Annotated in this window: 20 protein-coding genes and 1 pseudogene; 8 read left to right on the top strand and 13 right to left on the bottom strand. The window is 70.9% G+C overall.

Going from position 1 to position 24,934, the window contains the following annotated elements:
- Nucleotides 1–3 precede the first annotated feature (3 nt).
- The 6 genes from ABZX79_RS16360 to ABZX79_RS16385 form a co-directional block, all read right to left on the bottom strand.
- Entirely contained in the window at nucleotides 4–2,646 is a 2,643-nt protein-coding gene (locus ABZX79_RS16360; RefSeq protein ID WP_355257028.1) for a hypothetical protein, read from the bottom strand.
- 90 nt (nucleotides 2,647–2,736) lie between these two features.
- Entirely contained in the window at nucleotides 2,737–3,519 is a 783-nt protein-coding gene (locus ABZX79_RS16365) for an adenosylcobinamide-GDP ribazoletransferase (RefSeq protein ID WP_355257031.1), read from the bottom strand.
- Between the two features lie 782 nt (nucleotides 3,520–4,301).
- Complete coding sequence (locus ABZX79_RS16370; RefSeq protein WP_355257123.1) at nucleotides 4,302–5,090, bottom strand: hypothetical protein; 789 nt, start codon at nucleotides 5,088–5,090, stop codon at nucleotides 4,302–4,304.
- A gap of 2 nt (nucleotides 5,091–5,092) precedes the next feature.
- A complete protein-coding gene (locus ABZX79_RS16375) occupies nucleotides 5,093–6,883 on the bottom strand; it encodes a phosphatidylglycerol lysyltransferase domain-containing protein (RefSeq protein ID WP_355257033.1) in 1,791 nt (596 codons plus the stop codon).
- A 75-nt stretch (nucleotides 6,884–6,958) separates the two neighbouring features.
- On the bottom strand, nucleotides 6,959–8,098 hold the full coding sequence (cobT, locus tag ABZX79_RS16380) for a nicotinate-nucleotide--dimethylbenzimidazole phosphoribosyltransferase (protein ID WP_355257036.1): 1,140 nt from the start codon (nucleotides 8,096–8,098) through the stop codon (nucleotides 6,959–6,961).
- A gap of 311 nt (nucleotides 8,099–8,409) precedes the next feature.
- On the bottom strand, nucleotides 8,410–9,609 hold the full coding sequence (locus ABZX79_RS16385) for a bifunctional adenosylcobinamide kinase/adenosylcobinamide-phosphate guanylyltransferase (protein ID WP_355257039.1): 1,200 nt from the start codon (nucleotides 9,607–9,609) through the stop codon (nucleotides 8,410–8,412).
- Nucleotides 9,610–9,708: 99 nt separating this feature from the next.
- Between ABZX79_RS16385 and ABZX79_RS16390 the strand changes: the two genes are divergently transcribed.
- Nucleotides 9,709–9,918, top strand: a complete 210-nt coding sequence (locus ABZX79_RS16390; protein WP_214977534.1) for a hypothetical protein — start codon at nucleotides 9,709–9,711, stop codon at nucleotides 9,916–9,918.
- A gap of 90 nt (nucleotides 9,919–10,008) precedes the next feature.
- Here ABZX79_RS16390 and ABZX79_RS16395 read toward each other — a convergent pair whose 3' ends face one another.
- The 3 genes from ABZX79_RS16395 to ABZX79_RS16405 all read right to left on the bottom strand — a co-directional run bounded on the left by ABZX79_RS16395 (nucleotide 10,009) and on the right by ABZX79_RS16405 (nucleotide 12,590).
- Nucleotides 10,009–11,100, bottom strand: coding sequence for a trypsin-like peptidase domain-containing protein (locus ABZX79_RS16395; RefSeq protein WP_355257042.1), 1,092 nt, complete (start codon nucleotides 11,098–11,100; stop codon nucleotides 10,009–10,011).
- An 87-nt stretch (nucleotides 11,101–11,187) separates the two neighbouring features.
- Nucleotides 11,188–11,931: a methyltransferase domain-containing protein gene (locus ABZX79_RS16400; protein ID WP_355257125.1), complete on the bottom strand. Its 744-nt coding sequence runs from the start codon at nucleotides 11,929–11,931 to the stop codon at nucleotides 11,188–11,190.
- Nucleotides 11,932–11,990: 59 nt separating this feature from the next.
- The gene (locus ABZX79_RS16405) at nucleotides 11,991–12,590 is read right to left on the bottom strand and encodes a DUF3043 domain-containing protein (RefSeq protein ID WP_355257045.1); all 600 of its coding nucleotides are present in this window, start codon (nucleotides 12,588–12,590) and stop codon (nucleotides 11,991–11,993) included.
- Nucleotides 12,591–12,852: 262 nt separating this feature from the next.
- On the opposite strand from ABZX79_RS16405, the gene ABZX79_RS16410 reads away from it, so the two are divergent.
- The 5 genes and pseudogenes from ABZX79_RS16410 to ABZX79_RS16430 all read left to right on the top strand — a co-directional run bounded on the left by ABZX79_RS16410 (nucleotide 12,853) and on the right by ABZX79_RS16430 (nucleotide 19,382).
- Complete coding sequence (locus tag ABZX79_RS16410) at nucleotides 12,853–13,632, top strand: PspA/IM30 family protein (protein WP_355257048.1); 780 nt, start codon at nucleotides 12,853–12,855, stop codon at nucleotides 13,630–13,632.
- A gap of 39 nt (nucleotides 13,633–13,671) precedes the next feature.
- Nucleotides 13,672–13,965: a hypothetical protein gene (locus tag ABZX79_RS16415; protein WP_355257051.1), complete on the top strand. Its 294-nt coding sequence runs from the start codon at nucleotides 13,672–13,674 to the stop codon at nucleotides 13,963–13,965.
- A gap of 109 nt (nucleotides 13,966–14,074) precedes the next feature.
- Nucleotides 14,075–15,334, top strand: coding sequence for a histidine kinase (locus tag ABZX79_RS16420; protein WP_355257053.1), 1,260 nt, complete (start codon nucleotides 14,075–14,077; stop codon nucleotides 15,332–15,334).
- Nucleotides 15,331–16,065, top strand: a complete 735-nt coding sequence (locus tag ABZX79_RS16425; protein WP_355257056.1) for a response regulator transcription factor — start codon at nucleotides 15,331–15,333, stop codon at nucleotides 16,063–16,065. Before ABZX79_RS16420 ends, ABZX79_RS16425 begins: the two co-directional genes overlap by 4 nt.
- A gap of 151 nt (nucleotides 16,066–16,216) precedes the next feature.
- Nucleotides 16,217–19,382 (top strand): annotated as a pseudogene (locus tag ABZX79_RS16430) (efflux RND transporter permease subunit).
- A gap of 64 nt (nucleotides 19,383–19,446) precedes the next feature.
- Here the strand turns inward: ABZX79_RS16430 and ABZX79_RS16435 are convergent.
- Together ABZX79_RS16435 and nadA are read right to left on the bottom strand one after the other, a co-directional pair.
- Nucleotides 19,447–19,839, bottom strand: a complete 393-nt coding sequence (locus ABZX79_RS16435) for a hypothetical protein (RefSeq protein WP_355257059.1) — start codon at nucleotides 19,837–19,839, stop codon at nucleotides 19,447–19,449.
- A gap of 198 nt (nucleotides 19,840–20,037) precedes the next feature.
- Nucleotides 20,038–21,225 (bottom strand): quinolinate synthase NadA, encoded by a 1,188-nt coding sequence (gene nadA, locus ABZX79_RS16440; RefSeq protein WP_355257062.1) that lies wholly within the window; start codon nucleotides 21,223–21,225, stop codon nucleotides 20,038–20,040.
- A 245-nt stretch (nucleotides 21,226–21,470) separates the two neighbouring features.
- On the opposite strand from nadA, the gene ABZX79_RS16445 reads away from it, so the two are divergent.
- The gene (locus ABZX79_RS16445; RefSeq protein ID WP_069929089.1) at nucleotides 21,471–21,827 is read left to right on the top strand and encodes an iron-sulfur cluster assembly accessory protein; all 357 of its coding nucleotides are present in this window, start codon (nucleotides 21,471–21,473) and stop codon (nucleotides 21,825–21,827) included.
- 81 nt (nucleotides 21,828–21,908) lie between these two features.
- Here the strand turns inward: ABZX79_RS16445 and ABZX79_RS16450 are convergent, their stop codons facing one another.
- Complete coding sequence (locus ABZX79_RS16450) at nucleotides 21,909–23,360, bottom strand: hypothetical protein (RefSeq protein ID WP_355257066.1); 1,452 nt, start codon at nucleotides 23,358–23,360, stop codon at nucleotides 21,909–21,911.
- A 132-nt stretch (nucleotides 23,361–23,492) separates the two neighbouring features.
- Entirely contained in the window at nucleotides 23,493–23,705 is a 213-nt protein-coding gene (locus ABZX79_RS16455) for a hypothetical protein (RefSeq protein WP_355257069.1), read from the bottom strand.
- A 180-nt stretch (nucleotides 23,706–23,885) separates the two neighbouring features.
- On the opposite strand from ABZX79_RS16455, the gene ABZX79_RS16460 reads away from it, so the two are divergent.
- On the top strand, nucleotides 23,886–24,860 hold the full coding sequence (locus ABZX79_RS16460; protein WP_355257072.1) for a carbohydrate kinase family protein: 975 nt from the start codon (nucleotides 23,886–23,888) through the stop codon (nucleotides 24,858–24,860).
- The last annotated feature ends 74 nt before the right edge of the window (nucleotides 24,861–24,934 follow it).

Below are 24,934 nucleotides of genomic sequence, written 5' to 3' on the forward strand. Positions count from 1 at the left end.
CGCCTACTCGTCCTCCGGGCAGTCGTACGACGTACCGCCCTGCCGCCACTCCTTCCCGGCATCGATGTTCTTCCCGGAGTCCCCGCACATCAGCACCGGCGCCGAGCCGTCCTTCCCGTGGTGCAGGACGGTCAGCAGCTTGTTGAGCGGCCGCTGGAGCGAGCCCGCCGCGAACAGCAGGCGGCCACTGGCCCCCTCCAGGTCGAAGGAACCGCTGTTGATGATCTGCTGGACATTCGGCCGGGTCAGTTCGACACCCGCCGCGTTCGCCTGACTCGTCGCCTGGGCGAGCACCTGCACCGCGTCGTGGGCGAGCGCGGCGTGCCCGTCGTTCAGCCACAGATCGGACCGGGTGAATTTCTCGGTGTAAGCGTCGTTGAACGCCTTCGCCGTCGCGCTGCGGTCCGGATGTCCGGCGGGCAGCATATGGGCCGTGTGATAAAGGTGCAGCCAGGACTTCCCCACGAATCCGCCGGAGAGCGCCGCATTGGTGAGCTCGTTCCCGCCCATCACGGTGAGGTCCTTGTTCGCGCATTTGCTGAGGCTCTGATAAGTCTCCAGGAAATTGTCGAACTCCCGTACCCGCGAGGTCCAGTAGACCAGCGTCTTGTTCTTTCCCGCCACCCTGCTGCACACCGCTTCCGCCACCTCCGACATGCTGAACTTCATGTCGAGGTCGGGCTCGTTCGGTACGACGACTCCGCTGTTCCCGCCGGGGATGTAGCCGATACGGCTGCCCGCCGAGCGGAAGTCCAGGGCGAACTCCCTGCCGAGTTCGTCGCTGTACACATCGGTCGGATCGGTCACCACGGCGACGCTTTCCGCGGGTGCGCAGGAATTCTCTCCCGTACGCACCGTATTCGCGTTCTTCACGAACTGCGACACGACCCGCGCCTCCCGCTTGTTGTTCGGCGCGGCGCCGTGGTAATAACGCCCGACCTCCATGGCTTTCGCTGTGGCCGTGGAGCTGACAATGGGAATCCGGGCCGAGTTGAGAACGCGCAGCGCCGCGACCGTTTCCTTACGGCTCTCGGTGAATCCCGTGACCCCGATGAGATGCTGGTCCTTCTCCGCCTCGCGGACGATCTCCGCCGCCACCTTGCGGGCGTTCTTGAACTGCAATCCGGCGTCGTACGTCTTGATCCGCACCCAGATGCCGTTGTCGTTGGCGGGCGCGAGGCGGTGCAGCGACTGCTGGGCCAGCGCGAGGCCGCGCAGTTCGGGGATGGCCGCGCCGGACTGCCGCTCCGCCTCGTTCGGCGCCACCGAGGCGCGGACGTGGGCGATGGTCACCGTCCGCTCGGGCCTGCCCTCCGTCTCCGCGGTCTTGTTCTGCTCGGCGATCATCTTGAGCGCGTCGGCGTACTGGGCGGGGAGCGCGGGCTTGGCCGCCCTGGACTGCTGCTGTACGTAGTCGGAGCCGGTGAGGCACTGCGTGTACGTGTCCGTGAAGGGGCTGCCGAGGTACGGGACGAAGGCGAGCTGTCCGGTGAGCCACAGGGCGACGGCGAGCGCCCCCGCTTCGAGGGCCAGTTCCCCGCCGGGCCGCAGCCGCACCCACGGCGTCCAGACCGGCAGCACCGTCACGCTGCGGCTGCCCGGCTCCGGGCGCGGGAGCCGCACCTCGTAGGGCGTTGGGATCGCACCCTTCGCGGGGTCGAGCCGGCGCGCCGCCTCCTCCAGCGTGCCGTTGCCGGGCGCCGCGTCGTGGGTGTCCGGCAGCGCGGCGATGAGCACCGTGGCCGCGTTGGGACTCGGCCGCTGCTGGGCGCCGTACAGCCTGACGAAGCCCGCTACGGCCGTGCTGCCCCCGTCGCCGCCGTCGGCCGCGGGCCGCGTGCCGTTGAGCAGCAGAGCGTGGCGCGGGCGGCGGCGTCTGCGGCCCGGGTGGAGCAGCCCCTGGCGGGCGTGAGCGTACAGATCGGTCATCAGGGCCGCGAGGAGCAGCCCGTCCCACCGGTCGAGGTCCCGTGGAGTGCTGTCGGGCCGGACGGCCGCCTCCCACGTCCGGTGGAACTCGGCGAGCGCGGCGGCGTACGTGCGCATGCCCCGGTAGTTCTCCGGCCACAGCAGGCGGTAGCGCCTGCGCCGCGCGAGACGCCATTCCCAGCGGCGCTCCCAGAACTTGAGACGGACGCGCTCCGCCAGCGACCAGACGGAGCGGAGCGGGACCGTCATGAACCCCGCGTTGACGGTGGGGCCCGTGGTGTCCCTGGCCGGCAGTACGGCGGTCGCGCGCCCCCGGTGCCTGGCGAACACCCGGTCCGCCAGCTGGGCATCCGTGCCCGCTCCATTGTCGGCGACGCATCGGAGCAGGTCGTAGGCGGGCAGCCGCAGCCTGCCCGCCTCGACGGGAGCGTTCTTCTTCAGCTCCTCGGCGACCTTGGCGATCAGCTCGGTCCGGGAGCCCGCGCGCCAGTCGACATGGGCGTACGGAGTGCACGGCACGGTGCCCCGCGCCCTCGACGAGCGCTGGAGGCCCAGCTCCAGGGCCTCCAGGGCCTGCTGGGCCTCCTCCGCGCCGGTCCGCAGCACGATGGGCGGGTGCTTCGGGCCGCGTTTCGCCAGCCGTGACCGGCTGCGCACCGCCTTGCGATAGGCCTCAGTGAATTCGCTGCTGTGGTCCCAGCCTGGAAACTCGGGCATCTTCTGTCTCCCCCGACAGCCGTGGGGGAAGAGCGTGCACCTTGCGGTGACGGTCAGTCAACTGCCTTACATCCCAGTGCTGTTCCTCCGTCACATCAGCACCATTACCACCAGCGCGGCCGTCGCCGCGGTCTCCGCGACGCCGCCGAAGACGTCGCCCGTGACCCCGCCGAAGCGGCGCACGCAGTGGCGCAGCAGCAGCTGCGCGGCGGCGAGTGCGGCCGGCACGGCGGCGGCGTGACGCAGGGCGGCGTACGGGCCGAACAGCGCACCCGCGACGCCCGCGCAGGCGGCGGTCACCAGGACCGTGACGGCCACCGCGGTACGCACCGACACCGTGCCCGCGACCGCCGCGCCCAGCCCGTCGGGCCGGGCCGGGGGGACGCCCGTACGGGAGGCGAGGGTCAGGGCGAGGCGGGCGGCGACGGCCGAGACGGCGGCGCCGACCGCGCCGTGGGCCCACCCGGCGGCGTACAGCTCGAAAAGCACCGCGACCTGGGCGAGCAGCACGAACAGCAACGTGATGACGCCGAAGGGGCCGATGTCCGACTGTTTCATGATGCGCAGCGCCTCTTCGGCCGGTTTGCCGCTGCCCAGGCCGTCGGCGGTGTCGGCGAGTCCGTCGAGGTGCAGGCCCCGCGTGAGGGCGGCGGGTACGGCGGCGCTCGCCACGGCGGCGAGCAGCGGCCCCGAGCCGAGCAGCAGGAGTACGCCGCCGAGGGCTGCCGCGCACAGGCCCACGACGAGCCCGGCGAGGGGGGCGCACAGCATTCCGGCGCGAGCGGCCTCGCGGTCCCACCGGGTCACGCGTACGGGAAGCACGGTGAGCGTGCCGAAGGCGAAACGTATGCCGTCGCTGAGAAGAGAGGTCACGGCGCGCACGCTAGTCGCCGGAGACGGCCGGTAGGTTGCGCATAGCGCACAAAACCACACAGAGGGGAAGCGAGTGGCATGGGTCACTGGTGGTACCGCAACATCCTCGAGCCGGGGAAGCTCCCGCTGCTGCTGGCCCTGCTCTCCTTCGTCCTCACGTTCGCGATCACCCGCACCATCACCCGGCTGATCCGGGCGGGCCGCGGCCCCTTCAGGAACGTCTCGCCCGGCGGTCTGCACATCCACCACGTGGTGCCCGGCGTGATCCTGATGACGATCGGCGGCTTCGGGGCGGTGGCGACCGGCGCGCGCGGTGTCAGTTCGGCGCTGTGCGCTGTGATCTTCGGGATGGGTGCGGGGCTGGTCCTGGACGAGTTCGCGCTGGTCCTCCATCTCGACGACGTCTACTGGAGCGAACAGGGCCGCCAGAGCGTGGAGGTCGTGGTCGTGACCGCCGCCGTGGTGGGACTGGTCCTCATCGGATCCGTCCCGTTCGGGGTGGACCAGCTGACGCCGGACGAGCGGCAGAGCCGCGCCGCGCTCATCCTCAACGTGTGCTGCAACTTCCTCCTCGCGGTGGTCGCGCTCAGCAAGGGGAAAGTCCTCACGGCCCTCTTCGGTACGGTCGTGCCCGTCGTGGCGCTCGTCGGCGCCATCAGGCTGGCCAAGCCCGCCTCCCCGTGGGCGAAGCACCTCTACCGCCGGCGCCCCAAGGCCCGCGCCAGAGCGGCGCTGCGGCTGTGGCACCACGACCGCCGCTGGTCGGGGCTCAGCCGCAAGGTTCAGGACCTGATCGGCGGGACCCCGGACTGGACGCCGGTCGGGACCTCGGACGGGACGCCGGTCGGGACCCCGGACGGGCCCCCGGTCGGGACCTCAGGCCGGACCCCGGACCGGACCCCCGACCCGAAGCCGACGCGCGACGAGAAGTGAGCGACCGCCCACACCACCAGCACCGCGGCGATCGCCGCCAGATGCTCCTTGCCCGCGAGGTTGTTCTTGACGCACACCTCGACCACCATCGCCACGACCACCAGTCCCCCTGTCCAGTACGCCCCGTACCGCCGGCACACATGGACGGCGAGGCCGACGACCGCCGCCGAGGGGCCGGTGTCGACCACCTGCGCGTCGGAGGCGGGCAGCCCGAGCACCCCGAGCGGGCCGCCCAGGCCGAGCGCGATGCCGACCCGCGCGTACAGCGTCCCGGCGAGCGTCGCGACGTACGCGACGATCAGCGTGCGCGCCCGCCCGACGCAGATCTCGGCGATGCCGAAGACCAGCAGGACCTGCGCGAGCGCGCCCCACACCGGCAGGTCGAGCGCGGGCACGAACAGCGACAGCGGGGTGCGCAGCAGGGACAGCCACAGCGGGTCCTCGGCGCGTACGAAGCCGATGGCGTGGACGGGGCCGTGGCCCCAGGACTGGTGCTGTACGGCCTGGAAGAGCGCCGTAAGACCGACCGCCACGAGCGTCAGCGGGACGGCCCGCCACTTCCGGGCGACGAGTGCGGTCCGTACGTCGGCGTACAGCGGACCCCACTCGCGGCGCGCGAAGCGCCGGGCCGCCGTCACCGTCACCGTCTCGTCTCCAGGTGCTTGCGGTGCATCCACTTGGGCAGGCCGGGCGCTTCGAGGAAGCCCTCGGCGCGGGCCGCCGAGATGCCGATGCGCAGCAGGTCGGAGCTCTTCTCGAAGAGCATGAAGCGGGGCTCCCAGATCGGCCGGTACTTGGCGTTGGCGCGGTACAGCGACTCGATCTGCCACCAGCGCGAGAAGAAGCTGAGCAGCGAGCGCCACATCCTCAGCACCGGCCCCGCACCGAGCTTCGAGCCACGTTCGAAGACCGACCTGAACATCGCGAAGTTCAGTGAGACCTGCGTGATCCCCATCTCTTTGGCGTGCTGGAGCAGCTCGATGACCATGAACTCCATCAGCCCGTTCTCGGAGTCACGATCGCGCCGCATCAGGTCGAGGGAGAGCCCGCGCGGCCCCCACGGCACGAAGCTCAGCACCGCTCTCAGCTCCCCGGCGCCGTCGGTGCATTCGAGCATGACGCACTGACCGTCCGCCGGGTCGCCGAGCCGCCCGAGCGCCATCGAGAAGCCGCGCTCGGTCTCCCCGTCGCGCCAGTCGTCGGCCTTGCGCAGCAGCTCGGCCATCTCGTCGTCGGGGATGTCCTCGTGGCGGCGGATGCGGACGGTGTACCCGGCCCGCTTCACCCGGTTGAAGGCCTGGCGCACGGTACGCATCGCACGCCCTTCCAGGGTGAACTCGTCAATCTCGACGATCGCCTCGTCGCCCAGCTCCAGCGCGTCCAGTCCGTGCCGGGCGTAGATCGTGCCGCCCTCCTCGCTGGCGCCCATCACGGCGGGAATCCAGCCGTGTTCGCGCGCTTGTGCCAGCCACGGCTCGATGGCGCCCGGCCAGGCCTCCGGGTCGCCGATCGGGTCGCCGGACGCGAGCGATACGCCGCCGACGACCCGGTAGGTGACGGCGGCCTTGCCGGTGGGGGACCACACGGCGCTCTTCTCGCGGCGCAGCGCGAAGTAGCCGAGGGAGTCGCGCTCGCCGAACTTGTCGAGGAGGGTGCGGAGTCCGGCCTCGTCCTCCTCGGTGAGGGGCTCGACGGTCCTGCGTGAGCGGAAGGCGGCGTACAGGACGGCGAGGAGCAGCAGGGTGCTCATGACGTTGATGGTGACGTTGACCCAGCCCGGCGTGGTGATGCCCGCGAACCGGGCGTCTTCGGGGGCCAGCGACACCAGCCGCATCACGCCGTAGTGCCAGCGGTCCAGGAACGAGGCCCGGGTGTCGTCGGGCGCGGTGTTGCTGGCCGTGACGAGCAGGGCGGCGATCAGCGAGGTGACCAGCAGCCCGCCGACGGCGACGACGGCGGCCAGGACGGGGTTCGAGCGGTCACCCTTGGCGTAGAACTCGCGCCGGCCGAGCAGCAGGGACAGGACGAAGGCGCCGGTCAGGACCAGGGACACCCAGTTCTGCCAGTACTGCCGTACCTCGGGGAAGAGCATCGCGAGGGCGAAGAGCAGGAAGAAGAGCCCGCCGAGTACGAGGTTGAGGATCCAGGCGGCGCGTTTGCGGCGGCGCATGGTGATCGCGAGGAAGAGCGTGAAGGCGCCGGAGGCGAAGCCCGCCGTCAGCAGATATGGGGTGAAGTAGTCGTCGGTGTTGTGGCGCCGCAGATCCTGACCGAGCGAAACCCAGACGGCGCTCAGGAAGTTGATGAACGTGACGATGCGCAGATACCAGACGGCGAATGCCGCGCTGCGGCGCGACCGGGGAGTGCGCCGGTCCGCAGGGCTCGTTCGCGACTGCTTCGTGCCTTCGGTGACCAAGCGGACTTCTCCCATGAAACGCGATGATATGGGGCACCGTGCCGCCAAAGGTGCGGATGAGCGGCCGGTGGCGGCCGGCCGTCCACACGGTCAGCCGGTTGCGTTTCCGGCCTCGCCGACGGTCTCTTCGACGGCCCCTTCGACCGTCCCTTCGGCCGTCCCTTCCTCTGCCTCTTCCTCGTCCGCCGGCCGCTCGGGCAGCTCCGCGGCGAGGGCGGCGGCGGCCTGTACGAGGGGGAGGGCAAGCAATGCCCCGGTGCCTTCCCCGACAGTGACGCCCTGATCGAGCAGAGGGTTGAGTGCCATCCGGTCCAGCGCCTTGGCCTGGCCCGGCTCGCCGCTCACCTGACCCGCGAGCCACCAGTCGGGCGCCCGGAAAGCGGCGCGCTGGCCCACCAGGGCGCAGGCCGCGGACACCACGCCGTCGAGGATCACCGGCGTACGCCGCACAGCGCACTGCAGCAGGAAACCGGTCGCGGCGGCGAGGTCGGCGCCGCCGACTGTGGCCAGCAGCTCCAACTGATCCCCGAGCACCGGGCGGGCCCGGCGCAGTGCGTCGCGGATGGCGGCGCACTTGCGCATCCAGGCCAGGTCGTCGATGGGGGCGCCGCCGCGGCCGGTGACGACGGAGGCGTCCGTACCGCACAGGGCCGCGATGAGGGTGGCGGCGGCGGTCGTACCGCCGACACTCAGGTCACCGAGTACGACGAGATCGGTCCCGGAGTCGGCCTCTTCGTCGGCGATCGCCATCCCGAGACGCACGGCCTGCTCGGCTTCGTCGAGCGTGAGCGCGTCTTCGACGTCGATACGCCCACAACCGCGCCGCACGCGATGGCGTACGACGTCGTCGGGCAGCAGCTCCGGGTCGCAGTCGAGCCCGGCGTCGACGATCCGTACGGTCGCGCCGGCACGGCGGGCGAGCACGGCGACGGGGCTCTCACCGTCCAGCACGGAACGCACCAGCCGGTGGGCGCCGCCGGCGGGACGGGCGGAGACCCCCAGCCCGGCCACGCCGTGATCACCGGCGAAGAGAACGACACGGGGCCGCTCGATGGGCTTGACCCGTACGGACGCCTGCGCGGCCGACAGCCACTCACCCAGCTCGTCGAGCCGGCCGAGCGCGCCGGGCGGCACGATCAGCCGCTCCCGGCGCTCTTCGGCATCGCGCCGTACGCCGCCGTCGGGGCGCTCGATCAGGTCGGAGAAGTCGTCGAGGTTAAGCGAGCTCATTCGCCGAACAGTACCGGCACCTTTGCTGACGAACCGTCAGGGGTGTGCCCCGCCCGTGCGGGGTCCCTGCGGGGCTTTCCCCACCCCGCCCCTTCCCGCTGTGACACTTTGCGGCTCCGCCGCGTGGGGGGCAAGCCCGGCTGAGCAGGCTCGCAGAGCCAACCCGGCCAACTCCAGCCCCTCCGGCGTTTGAGGAGCGGGGTCTGGGGCAGCGCCCCAGTTCGGGAAGGGGCGGGTAGGGGAAACAGCGCCGCAGGCAGCCCGCACCCGACACCCACTCCGCACCCGCCCGCACCGCCACACCGCCCCACTCACCCCCGCAGCACCACCGCCTGCCCCGCCACCACCATCAACACCTGCTCGCACTCACCCGCGAACGCCGCGTTCAGCCGCCCCAGTTCGTCCCGGAACCGCCGCCCGCTCGCCGTAGCCGGCACCACCCCCGAGCCGACCTCGTTGCTCACCGCCACCACCGTCCGCCGAGTCGCCCGTACCGCCGCCACCAGCTCCGCCACCCGTTCCCCCAGCGCCCGCCGCCCGTCCGCCGCCCACTTCGCGTCGTCCCACGCCCCGACCCGGTCCATCGCGTCGGTCAGCCACAGCGCCAGGCAGTCGATCAGCAGCGGCGGCCCGTCAGCCGCCAGCAGCGGAGCGAGCTCGCACGTCTCCTCCGTACGCCACGCGCCCGGCCGGCGTTCCCGGTGCAGACCGACCCGTTCCGCCCACTCCCCGTCACCTTCCCGCCTGCCGCTCGTGGCGACGTACACGACCTCGGGAAACGTCTCCAGGCGCCGCTCGGCCTCCACCGACTTGCCCGACCGTGCCCCGCCCAGCACCAGCGTCCGCCGCGGAACGTCCGGCACCGCGTGGTATTCCCCAACCACCACAGTCGTCCCGTCCGGCACAGCCCGCGCACCCGCCGCCGCGAGCCGCCGCTCCAGCTCGGGGCCGGGCGGCACGTCGTGATCCAGGTGTACGGCGATGACGTCCGTCGTCGCACCCACCGCCCCCGCCGCCCGCAGCCGCGCCAGCGCGTCCGGCCGGCCCGTGACGTCGGCGACGACCATGTCGTACGTACGGCCGTCCGGGGTCCCCCCGGCCGGACCCCCGCCCGGCGGCAGGTACAGCAGCAGCTCGCCCTCCGGCGAGGTCACCTCGTACCCCGTGCCGGGCGAATCCATCGGGACGGCCCGCACCCGGTGCCCGCTGATCAGCGTCAGCACCCGCCCGTCGGGCACCCTCCCGGCCGCCGGAAGCCCGGCCGGCAGCTCCATCGGCGGCCCGTCGTGCGGGTGCGTCAGCAGCACCTGCCGTACGCCGGTGAGCGAGTGTCCGGCACGGGCGGCGGCCAGCGCGGCCCCCGGCGTCAGATCGAGCAGCAGCGCGTCGTCCACGAGCAGCGCGGTCGCCGCCCGGGCGAGCCCGCCGCGGGCGGTGGCGCACGAGGCGCAGGGGCAGTCGGGGCGGGGCAGGCCTGCCGGGGCCCCGGTGCCGAGGAGAGTCAGTTCCACGAGGACGATCCTCCCGCGTCCCCGCCGGTGATGCGCGCCCGGCTACTCTGCGGGGCAGGCTGTGCTGGAGAAAAGCACGGGTGGGACCCGGGAGGCGACATGGCGTGGACGTGGCGGTTCGAGAAGGCCGACGGTACGGAGGTCCAGCCGGCGGTGGTGCCGGAGGAGTTCACCACGCAGGGCGACGCGGAATCGTGGATCGGCGAGGTCTGGAAGGACCTGGTCGAGGGCGGCGCCGACCAGGTGGTGCTCTTCGACGACGGCACGAAGATCTACGGCCCGATGAACCTGCACGCAGAAGAAGCGTGAAGGCCTGAGGGCCTGAGGGCCTGATCGCTCGACCTGACCGCCGGAGCGGCTCCCACCGAGCCCCTCCGGCGATCGAGGCCGCCGCACTCTCTAGAGCTCGCCCAGCGTGACTTCCGCCGTGCGCCTGTTGTCGTCGCGCACGTAGCTCACCCGTACCTCGTCGCCCGGCTTGTGCGCGGCCAGGGCCTCCGCCAGCGAGGTGATCGTGGTGATGTCGGTGTCGTCGAGCGCGGTGATGATGTCCCCGGCCCGCAGGCCGGCCCTTGCCGCCGCGCCGCCCGGTTCGGCCGCTACGACGGCGACGCCGGACGGTTCGAAGTCGTCGTCCACGACCGTACGGCCCGTGATGTCCAGCGCCGCCCGCCCCGAGTGGGTGACCCTGCCGTCCCTGACGATCTGGTCGGCGATCGTCCTCACCGTCGAGGACGGGATCGCGAAGCCGATCCCGGGCGCCGCGCTGCCGCCCATGCCGGGGTCGGTGGCCGCCAGGGTGGGGATGCCGATGACCTCGCTGTCGAGGTTCACCAGCGCGCCGCCGCTGTTGCCGGGATTGATCGCGGCCGACGTCTGCACCATGTTCGCGATGGTCGCGCCCGTGCCCCCGCCCGAGCGCCCCTCGCTCACGGTCCTGCCGACCGCCGAGACGATGCCCTGCGTGACGCTGCTGGAAAGGCCCAGCGGGCTGCCCATCGCCAGCACGATCTGCCCCACCTCGACCCGGGACGAGTCCGCGAACCTCGCCGGCCTCAGCGCGTCGGGGACTCTGTCCAGCTTGATGACGGCAAGGTCCTGCTCCGGGTAGGCTGCGACGAGCCGCGCGCCGAGCACGGCGCCGCCCGTGGCCGCCGTGACTTTGAAGTCTCGCTCCCGGCCGACCACATGGGCGTTGGTGACGACATGGCCCTTGTCGTCGTAGACGACACCCGAGCCCAGGCCCTCCGACGCGTCGATCTGGACGACCGAGGGCAGCACGTCCCTGATCACCTTCTGGTAGTCACTCTCCAGGTCCTGCCGCGCCGCCAGGGGCGCGCCCGCCTCCGCCGTCGACTGCGGCGACGCGGCATCCGAGTCGGAACACCCGCTCAGACACGCCAGTACGACCACACAGGACGCGGCGGTCAGCGGGAGCGGCAGGGGAATACGGCGGCGTGGCCTGCGGCCGTGGTCAGGTGATCCGTCCATGCCTGGAGTGTCCCTTTTGGGGGAATCCGAGGCTCGTGGGGAGGGTCCATCGGAGGGGCGCCAGGGGCAGCTTCAGCCCCGCGGCCGTCAGCCCCGTACGCCGCAGAGGTGCAGCAGGGCGGCGACCCGGCGGTAGGGATCGGTCCGGCTCGCGCGGTCCTCCAGGGCCAGGACCCGCTCCAGCTCCTCCGCCGGAAGCCGCGACGCGTCATTGGCGTCGCCCTCGACGTTGTCGGTGAAGATCCGCACGCCGTACCAGGCGCGCAGCGGGGCGGCGATCCCGGCGAGGGTCGCCGTCAGGGCGTCGAGACGGTCCGCGCGCACCGGCAGACCGAGCCGGTTGGTGTACGCGTCCGAGTCGAACGCGGCGAGCGCCCCCGCCCAGTCCCCGGCAAGGCCGGGCCGCATCGCGAGCGCGTCGGCGTTGCGTACCAGGAGGGACAGCAGGCCGCCGGGCGCCAGCATGCGGGCCAGGCCCGCGACCATCGCGTCGGACTCCTGCACGTACATCAGCACGCCGTGGCACAGCACCACGTCGAAGCTTCCGGGCAGGAAGTGGACCCCGGTCTCCAGGCCGTCGCCCTCGACCAGGCGCACCCGCTCGCGGATGCCCTCAGGCTCACGGGCCAGCGCCTCGCGCGCCGCGACCAGCATGTCGGGGTCGGACTCCAGGCCGGTCACCTTGTGACCGGCCCGGGCCAGGCGCAGGGCCTGCGTGCCCTGGCCCATGCCGACGTCGAGGACGGCGAGCCGCCGGCCCACCGGGAAGCGGGCCGATATCTGCTCGTCGAGCTGGCGCGCGACCAGTTCCTGGCGGACGATGTCGCGCAGCCCGCCAGTAACCTTCAGCCAGTCGGCCGCAGCACCGGCGAATCCGGAGATGTCAGCGCTCAGGGTCGTTCCCCGCGCTTGACCTGGGGCTTCGGCAGGCGCAGGCGGCGCATCTGGAGCGTACGCATCAGGCCGTAGGCGACGGCGCCGCGCTTCGGCTCGTTCGGGAAGCGCTCGTTCAGCTGCTTCTTGAGCCGGATGACCAGGCCGATCGAGTCGACGACGATCATCACGATCACACCGAGCCACAGCAGCAGCGCGATGTTCTGGATGTTGCTGACGCGGACCATGCTGAGGACGAGGATCACCACCGCGAGCGGCAGGAAGAACTCGGCCACGCAGAAGCGGGAGTCGACGAAGTCGCGCACGAAACGACGGACGGGGCCCTTGTCGCGGACCGGCAGGAAGCGCTCGTCTCCGCTCGCCAGTGCCTCCCGCTGCCTTGCCAGGTCCGCACGGCGGGCCTCGCGCTGACGCTTCATCGCCTCCTTGCGGTTCGACGGAGCCGCCGCCCCGTTGCGGCGCTGCGACTGTGCGACAGCGCGCTTCGGGGTGGGGCGGCCCTTCGGGGCCTGCGGATCACGGGACGTTTTGGAGAGGTCCACCTGCACCTTGTCGGTGGGGGCCTTCTCTTCCTTGGAGGAACGGCTACGGAACACAAAGACCAAGGGTACGGGGTACGGCGCATGGACACCGGCCCGGAGGGGAACGATCCCGCAACGGTCCGTTTCCCCGACTGCCATCGGCCGTCGCCTACTCCCTGAGCTGGAGTCCGGCGGGACGGTAGTCGTCCTGGAGGAGGAGCGCATCGGCCCGCGAACAGTGCGGTAATGGATGCAGGGCCCGTAGTGTGGGTTCAAGTGCTGGAGCTGGAGTCCGTAGTCCGTCAGAAGGGGGCGCGCGAAGCCCATGAGCGGTGTCATGAAGCGTATGGGGATGATCTTCCGCGCGAAGGCAAACAAGGCCCTTGACCGGGCCGAGGATCCGCGCGAGACCCTCGATTACTCGTACCAGAAACAGCTCGAGCTGCTTCAGAAGGTACGCCGCGGTGTCGCCGACGTGGCGACGTCGCGCAAGCGGCTCGAACTGCAGCTGAACCAGCTGCAGGGTCAGTCCTCCAAGCTGGAGGACCAGGGACGCAAGGCGCTCGCGCTCGGCCGGGAGGACCTCGCCCGCGAGGCGTTGTCCCGGCGTGCCTCGCTGCAGCAGCAGGTGACCGACCTGGAGACGCAGCACCAGACGCTCCAGGGCGAGGAGGAGAAGCTGACGCTCGCCGCGCAGCGCCTCCAGGCCAAGGTCGACGCCTTCCGTACGAAGAAGGAGACCATCAAGGCGACCTACACCGCCGCGCAGGCGCAGACCCGCATCGGCGAGGCCTTCTCGGGCATCTCCGAGGAGATGGGCGACGTCGGCCTGGCGATCCAGCGGGCCGAGGACAAGACCGCGCAGCTCCAGGCGCGGGCCGGCGCGATCGACGAGCTGCTGGCCTCCGGCGCCCTGGACGACCCGTCCGGGATGGCGAAGGACGACATCGCCGCCGAGCTGGACCGCATCTCCGGTGGTACAGATGTAGAGCTGGAGCTGCAGCGCATGAAGGCCGAGCTGGCGGGCGGTCCGACGGCGCAGCAGCAGGCGCTCGAAGGCGGCTCGCAGGACGGGACGCAGGCGCCGCAGAACCGGCACAAGTTCGACAAGCAGTAGTCCGGGCCGCCTCAGTCGCACTCCGCGAAGGAGCACGTCGTGATCGTACGGATCATGGGCGAGGGCCAGGTGAAGGTGGCCGACAGCCACTTCACCGAACTGAACAAGCTGGACGACGAACTGCTCGCCGAAATGGAGAGCGGGGACGAGTCCGGCTTCCGCAGGACGCTCGGTGCGCTCCTCGACGCGGTACGCCGCTTCGGGGAGCCACTGCCGGACGACGCCCTCGAACCCTCCGAGCTGATTCTCCCGGGCGAGGACGCGACGCTGGACGAGGTACGCGAAATGCTGGCCGACGACGGCCTGATCCCGGCGGACCCCAGCGAGATCTGACGCCGGCAGACGCGACCGCACCCCGGCACGATCAGCCCGTCCGGCGGGTAGGGGAGCAGCCCCGCGCAGCGGCTCGCGCTCCCGCTCGAACGCCGTACCGTTGCGTGACATGACTGCCCTCGGTACGGGATTCACCCGCTCCCGGTGCTGGCTCCGCGCTCATCCCCTCGCCCTGGACGCCGCCATCGCGTTCGCCGTCCTGGTGATGATGGTGATCGGCTCCTTCGCCGACCCGCACGGCGGCCCCAACGGCCCGACCTTCGGCACCCGGACGCCCGGACTCCGCAGCGTCGTCCTGATGGTGCTCGGCTCCGCCGCCCTGGTCTTCCGCCGCCGCAGGCCCATGGCCGTACTCGCCTTCACCGGCGTCGTCACGGTCGCCGAGCTCGTCGCGGGCGACCCGCCGGCTCCCGTCGCGATGAGCGCCGTCATCGCCCTCTACACGGTCGCCTCCCGCACCGACCGCCCCACCACCTGGCGGGTCGGCCTGCTGACGATGACCGGCCTGACCGCCGCCGCGATGTGCTTCGGCAGCGGTCCCTGGTACTCCCAGGAGAACCTCGGGATCTTCGCCTGGACGGGGATCGGGGCGACCGCCGGGGACGCCGTACGCAGCCGCCGCGCCTTCGTCGACGCCATCCGCGAACGCGCCGAGCGAGCGGAGAGGACCCGCGAGGAAGAGGCCCGCCGACGGGTGGCGGAGGAGCGCCTGCGCATCGCGCGCGACCTCCACGACGTCGTCGCCCACCACATCGCGCTGGTCAACGTCCAGGCGGGCGTCGCGGCCCACGTCATGGACAAGCGCCCCGACCAGGCCAAGGAAGCCCTCGCGCACGTACGGGAGGCCAGCCGCTCCGCGCTGAACGAACTGCGCGCCACCGTTGGCCTGCTCCGCCAGAGCGGCGACCCCGAGGCCCCGACCGAACCCGCCCCCGGTCTCGGCGTGCTCGACCAGCTCCTGGACACCTTCCGGCACGCGGGCCTCCCGGTGGAGGTCGCCCGGCCCGACAAGGGAGTCGCGGCGCCGCTGCCCGCCGCCGTCGACCTCGCGGCGTACCGGATCATCCAGGAGGCCCTGACCAACGTCCAGAAGCACGCGGGCGCGCACGCCAAGGCCGAGGTCAGCGTGGTCCGCGTCGGCTCGTCCGCCGAAGTGACCGTGATCGACAGCGGTGGGGAAACGGAGAGGACACAGAGCGCGGGCGACGGGTCCGAAGGCGGCGGCCACGGCCTCCTCGGCATGCGCGAGCGCGTGACCGCCCTCGGCGGGACCCTGACGACGGGGCCCCGCTACGGCGGCGGCTTTCGCGTACATGCGATCCTGCCGTTCAAGGCGCGTCCGGGGGACAACACGGGGGAGACCGCATGACGGCGGCCACGACGGCGGCCACGACGACCGGCATAAGGGTGCTGCTCGCCGACGACCAGGCGCTCCTGCGCAGTGCGTTCCGGGTCCTGGTCGACTCCGAGCCGGACATGGAGGTCGTCGGCGAAGCCGCGGACGGCGCCGAAGCCGTCGAACTCGCCCGCTCGCTCGGCGTCGACGTCGTCCTGATGGACATCCGCATGCCGGGTACGGACGGCCTCGCCGCCACCCGCATGATCAGCGAGGACCCGGAACTGTCCGCCGTACGCGTCATCATGCTGACGACCTTCGAGGTCGACGAGTACGTCGTGCAGTCGCTGCGCGCCGGTGCCTCCGGCTTCCTGGGCAAGGGCGCGGAGCCGGACGAGCTGCTCAACGCCATCCGTATCGTCGCGGCCGGTGAGGCGCTGCTTTCACCCGCGGCGACGACGGGCCTGATCGCCACGTTCTTGAAGCAGGCGAGTGCCCTTGGCCAGAGCGGCAGCGCGGACGAGGACGAAGCCGCGGCGGCCCGCACCGCGCGGCTGTCGGCGCTGACCGTGCGCGAGCGCGAGGTCCTCGTCCAGGTCGCGGGCGGCAACTCCAACGACGAGATCGCCGAGCAGCTGGTCGTCAGCCCGCTCACCGTCAAGACCCATGTGAACCGGGCGATGGCGAAGCTCGGGGCCCGCGATCGCGCCCAATTGGTGGTAATCGCGTACGAATCGGGCCTCGTACGGCCAAGGGTGGAGTGAAGGTGTAGCGGCGCGTACTCCAGACGCGGTATGCGCCGCATAAGAAAGGGACCTGGGAGCGAGGAATCGCCCTCTTCGCGTGGCTGATCGTATAAACGGGGCGCGCTCGACTGCCTCTCCTGCCTCGCACGCCACAGAAGAGAGACCACCCATGTCCTGGCTGTCCAGATTCAGCCTCGCTCAGCGGGCGCTGATCGGTCTGATGTCGATCATCGCGATCGTCTTCGGTGCCATCGCGATACCGCAGCTGAAGCAGCAACTGCTGCCCACCATCGAGTTCCCGATGGTGTCCGTGCTGGCGCCCTGACCAGGGCGCGTCCCCCGATGTGGTCGAGAAGCAGGTCGTCGAGCCGCTCGAAGGCACCATCAAGGCAGTCGACGGCATCACCGGCGTCACCTCCACGGCGAGCGAGGGCAACGCCGTGATCATGGCCCAGTTCGACTACGGCAACGACACGAAGCAGCTCGTCGCCGACGTCCAGCAGGCCGTGAACCGCTCCCGCGCCCAGCTCCCCGACGACGTCGACCCGCAGGTCGTGGCCGGCTCGACGGACGACATCCCGACCGTCCTGCTCGCCGTCACCTCCGGCCAGGACCAGCAGGCGCTCGCCGACCGGCTGGAGAACACCGTCGTCCCCGTACTGGAGGACATCGACGGCGTCGGCCAGGTCACCATCGACGGTGTGCGCGACCTCCAGGTCGCCGTCACCCCCGACGACAAGAAGCTCGCAGCGGCCGGTCTGAACGCCGCCGCGCTCGGCCAGGCCCTCCAGGCGGGCGGCGCGACCGTCCCGGCCGGCTCCTTCGCCGAGGACGGCAACAGCCGCACGGTCCAGGTCGGCGGCGGCTACACCTCGCTCCAGCAGATCGAGGACCTGCGCGTCACCGCGACGCCCTCGGGCGCGGGCAAGCCGCCGAAGCCGGTACGCCTCGGTGACGTCGCCACCGTCAAGGAACAGCCCGCCACCGCCGTCTCCATCACCCGCACCAACGGCAAGCCCAGCCTGTCCCTGGCCATCACCATGGACCAGGACGGCAGCGCCGTCGCCATCTCCGACGCGGTCAAGGACAAGCTCCCCGACCTGCGCGACAGCCTCGGCTCCGGCAGCGAGATCGCGGTCGTCTTCGACCAGGGCCCGGCCGTCTCCAAGTCGATCTCGGGCCTGACCACCGAGGGCGCCCTCGGCCTGGTCTTCGCCGTCATCGTCATCCTGGTCTTCCTCGCGTCGGTCCGCTCGACGCTCGTCACCGCCATCTCCATCCCGCTGTCGGTCGTCCTCGCGCTGATCGTGCTGTGGACCCGCGACCTGTCGCTCAACGTCCTCACGCTCGGCGCGCTGACCATCGCCATCGGCCGCGTCGTCGACGACTCGATCGTCGTCCTGGAGAACATCAAGCGTCACCTGGCGTACGGCGAGGAGCGCCACTCGGCGATCATCACCGCGGTCAAGGAGGTGGCCGGCGCGGTCACCGCCTCCACGCTGACGACCGTCGCCGTCTTCCTGCCGATCGGCCTGGTCGGCGGCATGGTGGGCCAGCTGTTCGGCTCGTTCTCCCTCACTGTCACGGCGGCGCTGCTGGCCTCCCTGCTGGTGTCCCTGACCGTCGTACCCGTCTTCTCGTACTGGTTCCTGCGCCCGCCCAAGGGCTCCGAGGGCGTCTCCGCCCCGGCAGACACAGCTGCTCTGCGCCGCAAGGCGGAGGAGAAGGAGGCGCGCAGCCCGCTCCAGCGGATGTACGTCCCCGTCCTGCGCTTCGCGACCCGCCGCCGCCTCATGAGCCTGGCCATCGCGGTCGTCGTCCTCATCGGTACGTTCGCCATGGCGCCGCTGCTGAAGACCAACTTCCTGGACGAGGGCGAGCAGGACACCCTGTCCGTCACCCAGGAGCTGAAGCCGGGCACCAGCCTGGCGGCGGCCGACGAGGCCGCCCTGAAGGTCGAGAAGGCGCTCGACTCGATCGACACGATCAAGGACTACCAGGTCACGGTCGGCTCCTCGGGCTTCGCGGCCGCCTTCGGCGGAGGCACGGGCGCCAATCAGGCGACGTACCAGCTGACCCTCAGGGACGCCTCCGAGTCCGAGGCCACCCAGAAGCGGATCGACGAGGAGCTGGGCAAGCTCGACGGCATCGGCGACACCACGATCGGCGCGGGCGGCGGCTTCGGCAGCCAGGACCTGAGCGTCGTGGTCAAGGCCGGTGACGGCGATGTGCTGAAGAAGGCGTCGGAGCAGGTACGGGACGCCATCGCCAAGCTCGACGACGTCACCGACGTACAGAGCGACCTGGCCCAGAGCGTGCCGCGGATCTCCGTCCAGGCCAACGACAAGGCGGCCGAGGCGGGCTTCAGCCAGGCCACGCTGGGCGCGGCCGTCACCCAGGCGGTGCGCGGCACCACCTCGGGCAAGGCGATCATCGGCGACACCGAGCGCGACGTCGTCGTGAAGTCGGCCCGGCCGGCGACCACGATGGACGAGCTGAAGAAGCTGAACCTCGGGCAGGTCAAGCTCGGCGACATCGCCGACGTGAAGCTGGTCGCCGGGCCGGTCTCCAAGACCCGGATCGACGGCGCCCGCGCCGCGACGATCACGGCCAAGCCGACGGCCGACAACACGGGCGCGGTGACCGCCGCGCTCCAGACGAAGATCACCGAGCTGAAGAAGGAGCTCCCGGCGGGCGCGAGCGTCGAGATCGGCGGCGTCTCCTCCGACCAGAACGAGGCGTTCGCCCAGCTCGGCCTGGCCATGCTGGCGGCCATCGCGATCGTCTTCATGCTGCTGGTGGCGACGTTCCGCTCGCTGGTCCAGCCGCTGATCCTGCTGGTCTCCATCCCGTTCGCGGCGACCGGCGCGATCGGCCTGCTGCTCATCACCGGTACGCCCATGGGTGTCCCGGCGATGATCGGCATGCTGATGCTCATCGGCATCGTGGTCACCAACGCGATCGTCCTGATCGACCTGATCAACCAGTACCGCGCCCAGGGTCTGGGCGTCGTCGAGGCGGTCCTGGAGGGCGGCCGTCACCGCCTGCGGCCCATCCTGATGACGGCACTCGCGACGATCTTCGCGCTGCTGCCGATGGCGCTGGGCATCACCGGCGAGGGCGGCTTCATCTCGAAGCCGCTGGCGATCGTGGTGATCGGCGGTCTGATCACCTCGACGCTGCTCACGCTGCTCCTGGTGCCGACGCTGTACGCGATGGTGGAGCTCCGCAAGGAGCGCCGCGCCAAGAAGAAGGCGACCAAGCGCGCGGCGAAGGCGGGCGCCCCGGCCGAGTCCGACGCCGAGTCGCAGGAGCCGGCGCCGGCGAAGGTCTGACCGGCGTACACACTGCGTCAACGAGCCCCGGTCGCCTCCACAGGTGGCCGGGGCTCGCCCGTTCTCAGGCTTCGGGTACCTCGGGCGGCCCCTCGGGGATGGCGTGCACCTCGACCGGATCGTTTCCGGGCTTGCCTCCGGGGCCGGGACAGGCCGACGCCCGCGCGGCGATCTCCAGGGCCCGTTCCTCGTCCTTGACGTCGACGACCCAGTACCCGGCCAGGATGAGGCCCGGCGCCTGGGGCCCGTCGGTCACCTTCGCCCGGCCGTCGTCGGTCGCCCGTACCGTCTTCACCATGGCGGGGCCGCCGAGACCACGGGCCTCCACCAGCTCGCCCCGCACGCCGAGTTCCTGGTTGAGCGCGTCCATGTGCGCGAACATCGCCAGCATGTCTTCCTTGGAGAACGACGACATCATGCCGTCCCACTCATCGGCGGGCACGTTCATCTGGATCATGTACTGCATGTTCCTCACCCTTCCGGGGCGGCTGATGGCCTTGTGCAGTGGTAGACGTCCGGGCGCCGCAGAACTCATCGCCTCATCGCCTCCCACGCTTGCAGGTAAGCCACAGCCCCGCACCCGGTAACGCGGGTAAGGGGCACCCCGCATTGCGGGGTGCCCCTTACCTTGGCGTACGAGAAGCGGGAGACGCGCCTACGGCAGCGCCAGCATCCGCTCCAGCGCGAGCTTCGCGAACTGCTCGGTCTCGCGGTCGACCTCGATGCGGTTGACCAGGTTGCCCTCGGCCAGCGACTCCAGGGTCCACACCAGGTGCGGCAGGTCGATGCGGTTCATGGTCGAGCAGAAGCAGACCGTCTTGTCGAGGAAGACGACTTCCTTGTCCTCGGCCGCGAACCGGTTGGCGAGCCGGCGCACCAGGTTGAGCTCGGTGCCGATGGCCCACTTGGAACCGGCCGGGGCCGCCTCCAGCGCCTTGATGATGTACTCCGTCGAGCCGACGTAGTCCGCGGCCGCCACGACCTCGTGCTTGCACTCGGGGTGCACGAGGACGTTGACGCCGGGGACGCGCTCGCGCACGTCATTGACGGACTCGACCGAGAAGCGGCCGTGTACGGAGCAGTGCCCGCGCCACAGGATCATCTTCGCGTTCCGCAGCTGCTCGACGGTCAGGCCGCCGTTCGGCTTGTGCGGGTTGTAGAGCACGCAGTCGTCCAGCGACATGCCCATGTCCCGGACGGCGGTGTTGCGCCCGAGGTGCTGGTCGGGCAGGAACAGAACCTTCTCGCCCTGCTCGAAGGCCCAATCCAGCGCGCGCTTCGCGTTCGACGACGTACAGATCGTGCCACCGTGCTTGCCGGTGAACGCCTTGATGTCGGCGGAGGAGTTCATGTACGAGACGGGCACGACCTGCTCGGCCACTCCGGCCTCGGTCAGTACGTCCCAGCACTCGGCGACCTGCTCGGCGGTGGCCATGTCGGCCATCGAGCAGCCGGCCGCCAGGTCGGGCAGTACGACCTTCTGGTCGTCGGAGGTGAGAATGTCCGCGGACTCGGCCATGAAGTGCACGCCGCAGAAGACGATGTACTCGGCCTCCGGCTTGGCGGCCGCGTCCTTGGCCAGCTTGAAGGAGTCCCCGGTGACATCGGCGAACTGGATGACCTCGTCACGCTGGTAGTGGTGACCGAGGATGAAGACCTTGTCCCCGAGCTTTTCCTTGGCGGCGCGGGCGCGCTCCACCAGGTCCGGGTCGGAGGGCGACGGCAGGTCGCCGGGGCAGTCGACACCGCGCTCGCTCTTGGCGTCGGCCTCGCGGCCTAGCAGCAGCAGAGCGAGCGGCGACGGCTGGACATCCAGTGGCTGGGCGGTGGTCACGACACGCACCCTTTCTTGTCTGCGAACACGCTTTTCGTCGATTTGACGTTATCTATCATAACCTGCTTCATGTCACTTTGACGATGCCGATGTCGTCGGTGTGACGAATTCCCGCCGCGGCCAGCGCCGTGCCCTTACGGATGGGGGTGTGCGAGCATGAATGGAGAAGACAGGCGCTCAGGCCTGGAATGAATCCGCGGCCGCGCCGGTTGCACAGGTCGGCAAGCAGTCCGTACAACCCGGGAGAGATGTAGATGTCCGTTCAGGACGACAAGACCACCGTGAGCGACGGCATTCTCCTGTCCGACGCCGCCGCCTCCAAGGTCAAGGCCCTGCTGGACCAGGAAGGCCGGGAGGACCTGGCGCTGCGCGTGGCCGTCCAGCCCGGTGGCTGCTCGGGCCTGCGGTACCAGCTCTTCTTCGACGAGCGCTCGCTCGACGGCGACGTCGTCAAGGACTTCGACGGTGTCAAGGTCGTCACCGACCGCATGAGCGCCCCGTACCTCGGCGGCGCCTCCATCGACTTCGTCGACACCATCGAGAAGCAGGGCTTCACGATCGACAACCCGAACGCCACGGGCTCCTGCGCCTGCGGCGACTCGTTCAGCTAAGAGTTCGCAGCGAGAGAAGGCGGCGGCCCCGGACCGGGACCGCCGCCTTCTTCGTACGCGCGCACGTACGCACGTACGGCCCTACGCGCGCGGCACGGTCTCACCGCTCCGCGTGTCCACGACCTTCCGGCCGTCCAGCGGCTTGTCGAGCGTCACGGTCTCCTTGAGCTCCTTGGCGATCAGGATGCAGGCCCGCCCGGGGTCCGGGTTGGTCTCGGTGATCTTCACCTTCACCGACCCGTTCTCCTCGCTCGCCTTCGCCGCGTAGTCGCTGCACACGCCGCCCCAGAAGTGCAGGGTGAGCTTGCGCCCGTCGGCGCTGTACGACTGGACCTGCCGCGGCTCCGCCGACGGCTTGCCGCTCTCGGGCGGAGCCGGCGAGGCGGGCGGCCCGGCCAGGTAGTCGGGATCGACCGCGGGGTGCGTGATCGTGAACGGCTGTGCGCCGCCCCCGGGCTTCACCTCGAAGAGCCACGAAGGTACGAGCGCCTGCCGCCCGTCGACGTACTGCGCGGCCAGCCCGAAGACCGCCCCGCCCACGGCCACGGGCTCCGGCGAGGCCGGCGGCTGCCCGCCGTCCGGCTCGCAAGGCGATTGCGCCGTGTCGCCCTCGTCGCCGTGCGGCACGGGCGTCGCGCAACCGCCGATGCCGACCTTGCCGGCACCCTGCCCGGCCTTGTTCAGCTGCTTCAGCGCCTCGTCCGCGCTGATCACGGGATACTCGGCGCCCTTCTTCAGGCTCTTCAACTGCCCGCTGCCGCCCACCGGTTGCCCGTCGGAGCCGATCTGGATGCCGGTCGCCCAGCCGTACGTCGGCAGCCCGCCCACCTCCGGGTCGGCGTTCACCACCCGTACCGCGCCCATCAGTTGGCGGGCGTCCAGTGTGGCGTCGTCCTGGCCCAGCGCCTTCAGCACGGGTGCCGCAGCCTCCTTCGCGGCCTTCTCGCTCACCGCGGGCCCTTCGCCGCCGGGCCGGTAGGAGGTGTCGGGGCACTTGTCGGCCTTGGCGCAGTTGTCGCTGCCGCCCGGCCCGTACTTCGCGAACGTCCAGGTGCCCGGCGCCTGCTTGTTGACCTGGAGCACGGGCCCCGAGCCGTCCTTGGTGACCCCGACCTTCCAGGCCGTGCCCTCGACGCGCGGCTTGCCCGGTACGCCGAGTGCCTCGGCCAGCCGCGCCACCTCCGCCTCGGTGACCGCGCCCGACGCCCGGTACACGTGGGCGGAGTCGGGCCCCTGGGGCAGCTTCTTGTCGGCGCGGTAGGTCACCCCGCCGTGCGGATCGGGCTCCCCGGGCGCGATGCCCGGCGCGCTGCCGTCCGTGTGGCCATCGAGGTTGAGCGGCGGCGGCGTCGTGCCGTCGCCCGCCGCCGCGCCGCTCCTCGTACCGCTGCCTCCGCCGTCCGCGGCGGTCGACGCCCAGTAGGCGGCGCCGCCCCCGGCCAGCAGCACTGCTGCGGCCACTGAGGCGGCGGCCAGCGGGGAACGCCGCCTGTGGACGCTGACCGCGTCCTCTTCCGGTCGCTCGGTGCTCACCGCATCGCTCCTTCGGCTGCTCTGCCGTCCTGTGCCGTATGTCGTCTCCCCTTTACGGGGGACACCGGTGGGACGGAGCGGGGGAGCGTGCGGTTCCCCTCGTACTCCCCTCGTGCGCCTCGGGGTCCGGGATCAGCCCCCGTATTCGGACATCCCGCCCACCAGGCGTGCCGAGGCGGGCGGCACGGTGATGCCGTGGATGAGCGAGGCCGGAACAGGAGAGGGCGCGGCGGTCGCGGGCACCGCCCAGTGCGGGACCATACGGGCGCAGTCCCCGCGCAGTTCCTCCAGGCCGCCGTCCTGCTCGGCGGCGCGGGCGGACGACGTAACGCTGTGCTTCGGCATGCGGGATGCTCCCGTAGCTCTGGGGCCCGCCACGCTGCGGACCCTGATGCTGGCACCGTAGGCACCAGGGACGTCCGGAAAAAAGCCCTACTATTGGGTAGTTTTGCCGCTTAGTGCGAGAGGGCTACGACCAGGTAGCGTGAACTGTCAACGCCACCCCTTCACAGGAGCGTCCTCGTCGTGCGTATCGCAGTCACCGGCTCCATCGCCACCGACCACCTCATGACCTTCCCCGGCCGCTTCGCCGACCAGCTGGTCGCGGACCAGCTGCACACGGTCTCGCTCTCCTTCCTGGTCGACAACCTCGACGTACGCCGGGGTGGTGTCGGCGCCAACATCTGCTTCGGCATGGGCCAGCTCGGCACGGCTCCGATCCTGGTCGGCGCGGCCGGCTCGGACTTCGACGAGTACCGCGCGTGGCTCGACCGGCACGGAGTGGACACCGGCTCGGTGCGCATCTCCGAGGTCCTGCACACCGCCCGCTTCGTGTGCACCACCGACGCCGACCACAACCAGATCGGCTCCTTCTATACGGGCGCGATGAGTGAGGCCCGCCAGATCGAGCTCCAGGCGGTCGCCGAGCGCGTGGGCGGCCTGGACCTCGTCCTGATCGGCGCGGACGACCCCGAGGCGATGCTGCGCCATACGGAGGAGTGCAAGACCCGGTCCATCCCGTTCGCGGCGGACTTCTCGCAGCAGATCGCCCGCATGACGGGGGAAGACATCCGCACGCTGCTCGACGGCGCGACGTACCTCTTCTCCAACGAGTACGAGAAGGGGCTCATCGAGTCCAAGACCGGCTGGACCGACGAGGAGATCCTCGGCAAGGTCGGCCACCGCGTCACCACCCTTGGCTCGCGGGGCGTGCGCATCGAGCGGGTCGGGGACGAGCCGGTGGTCGTCGGCTGCCCCGAGGAGGACGGCAAGGTCGACCCGACCGGCGTCGGCGACGCGTTCCGTGCGGGGTTCCTGTCCGGGCTCGCCTGGGGCGTCGGCCTTGAGCGCGCCGCGCAGGTCGGGTGCATGCTGGCGACGCTGGTGATCGAGACGCTGGGCACGCAGGAGTACACGCTGCGCCGCGCGAATTTCATGGACCGCTTCACGAAGGCGTACGGCCACGCGGCAGCGGAAGAGGTCCGCGCCCACCTGGCGTGACCCGGTGGTGCGGGAGAGACAGAACCGAGCCCAAAAAAACGACGCTTCGGCGTGGGTAAGGGGTGAGGAAGGGA

The sequence above is a fragment of the Streptomyces sp. NPDC002994 genome (genome assembly GCF_040611155.1).
In the GTDB taxonomy this organism is placed as follows: Bacteria; Actinomycetota; Actinomycetes; order Streptomycetales; family Streptomycetaceae; genus Streptomyces.